At 38.6% G+C, this 1,278-nt stretch carries 1 pseudogene; it reads left to right on the plus strand.

Annotated elements, in window-relative coordinates:
• Positions 1-1,066: 1,066 nt before the first annotated feature.
• A pseudogene (locus ACFV57_RS42640) lies at positions 1,067-1,278 on the plus strand (hypothetical protein); the annotation flags it as partial.

Here is a 1,278-nt window from a genome sequence, read left to right on the forward strand (position 1 = left end):
CATAAAAAAAGTAGTGGGTTCGGCAAAACCACACTACGAGAAAAGTTATCATGTCGAAAATGACAATTTTGAAAACACAATTTCGTTTCTCCAGTATAACACAAAACGTGATTTTTGAAGCAAAACGGTTCCTCTTTATGGAGCCGTTTTTTTTATTTCCCGAAGGGTTATTTGTCAGAATGACAAACCGATTTCGAGCCGGCGAGAACCCATTGTCACACCACGATTTAGGGGGTGTGTATAAATGGGCACTCTCTGTGAAATTTGAAGCTTTGAAATTCCGAATGGCGCACTTATACACTCTGTCGAGTGAGTGCTAAAATGCTGAAGCATTTCCGTCAAGCGTGTGGAGGAATCTTGTAGAGAGATATAGCATAGATACCCGTATCTCTAGAGATATTTTGGTATATCCCTGCTATATCTATGGGGTATCTATGCTATATCTTTGGCTTCAAAAACGGCACCTGTTCTAAGAGCATAGAAACTCAACAGGCACAGCCTGTTTGACACCCTTTTTTTTAGGGTGGCACCGAGTTTCCTTATGCTCTTTTTCTCTGAAGCTAAACCTGTTTTATATGTCGTAGTCTTTTTATTGGGAGTGACCCCTTGCTGTACAATTTCCGGAGGTGCCGATAAGGGACGAATTTTCCCTTGTCGGTTGCCTTTGGGGATTGTAAGGGGTGGAGGCTCGGAATCAAAAGGAAACGAAATATCATTCCGAGTGTGCTTCTTTTTTCTGTTCTTGAATTCTATTATTTCCAATGTTAGAATTATGTTAACAACTTGTTAGGAGTGTGTTTGGATGGTAGTGAAAAAACAAATTGGACCTCGAATTACTGTTGAAACATTTAAAAAGCTAGAGTTATTAGCCGAACATTTTACAAAACACAATGTATTTGGAAGAGTTTCAAAAGATGCTGTAATTGAGTTTGCTATTAAGGAATTGTATAGGGACTATTTGGGAAAAGGACGCTAATTTTTGTTGAAAAACTGACTTCGGATTTGGGGTTCTTTATTATTAACTTGATTTTAATTAAACATTACAGGAAAAATTGAGGGGAAATGGATGGATAAACGCAATGGTGACGCGGTTTTCATAGCTCCAAATGATGTTGTAAAAGTGACCACTATGAATCACGTCATTGAAGTTCAGCATATGGAGAAGATGAACCGGAAAAATAATATCAAAAAATTGGACAAGGATAGGTTTGTAGACCTCTCTACTGGGGAGATCCGGGAGTTCGAGCATTCGGAAAATCGGCAGGAAAATTATAATTC

The organism is Streptomyces sp. NPDC059788, assembly GCF_042732265.1.
Classification (GTDB): Bacteria; Actinomycetota; Actinomycetes; order Streptomycetales; family Streptomycetaceae; genus Streptomyces.